Origin of the sequence: Microcystis sp. LE19-8.1F (assembly GCF_027531715.1) — a bacterium.
GTDB classification, from domain to species: domain Bacteria; phylum Cyanobacteriota; class Cyanobacteriia; order Cyanobacteriales; family Microcystaceae; genus Microcystis; species Microcystis wesenbergii_A.
Window position 1 is genome coordinate 1 of the sequence record NZ_JAPZSO010000233.1, and the last position, 2,942, is coordinate 2,942.

The window sequence follows — 2,942 nt, forward strand, 5'->3', positions numbered from 1 at the left end:
ATCAGAGAATCGGCACGAATGGGGTCTAATTGTAATTCTGTCGGGTCGAGTACGGTTAAGGAGAGGGGAGAACCCAATAACCAAGTGGCTAGATCATCGGAGAAGTTTTCGGCGATAAATTTACAAATATTATCAAACATCTTCAGGGATTACTTTCCGTTTCTCCTAGGATACCCTCGGTCGCCGGTGTTCACATCCTGTATTCGCCGTAACTGTTGCCGAGGAGAATCGTAGCGCGGAATACATTATCGGCAAAATTCAATTCTACTCATCGACTAATTGTATAGATATCGGCAAATTTGTCACATCTTCCCAGAAATTTCTTGACAATTGCTAGAGGAAGGGGTAGGTTACAATCAGTTTAATTTTATGAAGTTTTATGTAATTATCTACGCTTATGAATCACAAAAGTTTAGAGAAGCATAGCTTATCAAAGGCTCGGCTGAAATCCTTTTCCCTAGTCACGGCCACTGCGATCGGATGTATTAGTATCGCCACCAGTGCCACTGCAGCCAGTTTTTCTTTCGCTTTCGGTAGCTCCGGTACGGGGAACGGTGAGTTCAATAACCCCAACGGTATCGCCGTCGGTAGCGGTGATAATATCTATGTAGCCGATTCGTTCAACCATGGCGTACAGGTATTCGACCCCAGAGGTGTCTTCCAGTCCACTTTCGGTAGCTTGGGTACGGGGAACGGTGAGTTCAATAACCCCAACGGTATCGCCGTCGATAGCGGTGATAATATCTATGTAGCCGATGCCGACAACCATGGCGTACAGGTATTCGACCCCAGCGGTGTCTTACAGTCCGCTTTCGGTAGCTCCAGTTCGGGGAACGTTCAGATCAATCGCCCCCGTGGTATCACCGTCGATAGCGGTGATAATATCTATGTAGCCGATGCCGACAACGATGGCGCACAGGCATTCAGCGAGAGTCAGCCGCCAGTGTCCACTCCCGAACTTTTTGGTATTATCGTATTAGGCATACTAGGTAGTGGTTTAGTGGTGCGTCGCCTCGCTAAAAGTCGTTAATCGCGCTTGGGGTGGGGAGATCAGTTAAAATTTTCCTAATTCTCCACCCTTTGCGGTTAAAAGCTTTAATTGTGCTGCTGTCTTTGTAATTGCTCTCACGACGGCTTCGATGCTATTGTTATTCAGTTTTCTTACCCGGTGTCCGTCAACCCCGAGCAAGGCCGATAGCTGGTTAAAACCACTAAGATAGGGCGGCGAGAGTAACTAAAGACGATTTTTTTGGTAAGATCAAAGCTAGACTGACCATCACGCCCCCTTGAGGAAAGATTTATTTATGAGCGATATAGGGTTTATTTTGACGATAATCAACAATTTCCTGCAAATTTACTCGGTAATCCTAATTATTAGGGTTCTACTGACTTGGTTCCAAAATGCCGGTTGGGCCTATCAGATTATGTCTTTTCTTAGCCCGATTACCGATCCCTATTTAAACCTCTTTCGCTCGATTATCCCACCCCTAGGCGGGATGGACTTTTCCCCGATTCTCGCTTTCCTGCTGCTCAACGTCGTTCAGAGTGTCGTAGCCACAGGGGCCGAAAGTCTGGTCAGCAGCGGTTTCTAAATCCGCGGATCCACACTACTGGTAAAACCGGAAGCTTTGAATTTTTCCAGTCGCAAGGGGGTTGGTTGATTGGTAGAAACAGAAATTCTGATCTCGAAATCACTAATCCCCGGCGGCACTTCTGGAATTGCCCCGACTCGGCTACGATTTTGTAAAGCCGGTTCCCCGTTAGCATCGTAAATCCGACCAAAAACATCGGCATCATAGACGGTTTTTCCGGAATTATTTTTAGCTTTGCCGGTGATTAAAAAACAATTAGCCGGAAAACTGGTTCCCCCACTGGTGACACTCCCCTCGGCTAATTCGGGGGGACAGTCTTTATAAGATACATCTAATAGTTGAATTGGGGTCAAAGCCTGAGCAGTAGGGATGATAAGCCAGCTAGACAGCCAGAAAAGAACAGAAAGCAGTAAAACGGTGAGCGAGCGTGGTGTCATAGATGAGTGATTTTACGGTATGATTTCCCCAATACTTAGATTATCGTGGATCGTCACCCTTTGAAATCAGCTTTTTTAGGACTCTGATGGATCGAGATGAGATTGAAACCACTCTCAAAGCGGCTTTTCTCCAGTGTGAGGCTTTATCCTGTCCTCTCAATCAACAACAAAAAGAAATTTTGTTAGAGGTGTTTTTTGAGCGAAATTCCCTCGCTGATGGCAATCCCCTCGACGAATTAACATCTATGCAAAGGGAGATTTTGCTGGAATTTATCCTCAAACAAGAACGGGAAAATTTAGCTTGGAAAAGTTCTCTCCTCAATGATTGGCTTAACGATCGCCCTTCCGGTGCGGTACAATTTATCCGCGATCAGTATGGCTTGGCTTGGTTGAATAGCATAAAACCGATTCATTGGCAAGAATATTTACAAAAATTAAGGTTAACCAGAGAAAAATTACAGGTGGGAGATACGATCGAGGTGTCTAATGGATTATGGGAATGGATTCCCGCAGACGCTGCCGATAGTTGCGACTGGTTTCCCTGTGAGGTAATAGAAGTACATGAAAGTGAGGATGACTCCCCCCCTGTTAGTTGCCGTATTCGCTTTCAAAACGGTGAAGAATGGGAAATACAAGGAATATATCGGTGGAATCGCCCTAATTGGCGTTTTCTGACCTGAAGGAAGATCACTGCTCGGTTAAGTAGTCGTGCAAAATTAATTTCCTAGTGAAGATAGGCAAGAGGCAAGAGGCAAGAGGCAAGAGGTGGTTAGATCTAAGTACAGGACAAAAAGCTTGAAAAGTAGGCGGGAGTAGGGTTTTATGAGAAATAGCACTAATCTCGAAAACCCTATGAATCAGTATAGCGCCTTAAAGCAAGCCCTTCAACCCCATCTAGGATGGCATGGTGCCA

Annotated in this window: 4 protein-coding genes and 1 pseudogene; 3 read left to right on the plus strand and 2 right to left on the minus strand. The window is 45.5% G+C overall.

Translation table 11 applies throughout. The features are described from left to right. Positions 1-140, minus strand: a pseudogene (locus O9334_RS21165) (Rpn family recombination-promoting nuclease/putative transposase); the annotation flags it as partial. A gap of 257 nt (positions 141-397) precedes the next feature. Between O9334_RS21165 and O9334_RS21170 the strand changes: the two are divergent. Both O9334_RS21170 and O9334_RS21175 read left to right on the plus strand, forming a co-directional pair. Next, positions 398-1,030, plus strand: a complete 633-nt coding sequence (locus O9334_RS21170; RefSeq protein ID WP_288002341.1) for a 6-bladed beta-propeller — start codon at positions 398-400, stop codon at positions 1,028-1,030. Between the two features lie 274 nt (positions 1,031-1,304). Further along, the gene (locus O9334_RS21175) at positions 1,305-1,592 is read left to right on the plus strand and encodes a YggT family protein (RefSeq protein ID WP_045356251.1); all 288 of its coding nucleotides are present in this window, start codon (positions 1,305-1,307) and stop codon (positions 1,590-1,592) included. Here the strand turns inward: O9334_RS21175 and O9334_RS21180 are convergent. Then, positions 1,589-2,029: a hypothetical protein gene (locus tag O9334_RS21180; protein WP_002741759.1), complete on the minus strand. Its 441-nt coding sequence runs from the start codon at positions 2,027-2,029 to the stop codon at positions 1,589-1,591. The two genes, O9334_RS21175 and O9334_RS21180, sit on opposite strands and share 4 nt — an antisense overlap. 86 nt (positions 2,030-2,115) lie before the next feature. Between O9334_RS21180 and O9334_RS21185 the strand changes: the two genes are divergently transcribed. After that, a complete protein-coding gene (locus tag O9334_RS21185; protein WP_288002345.1) occupies positions 2,116-2,709 on the plus strand; it encodes a hypothetical protein in 594 nt (197 codons plus the stop codon). Positions 2,710-2,942 lie beyond the last annotated feature (233 nt).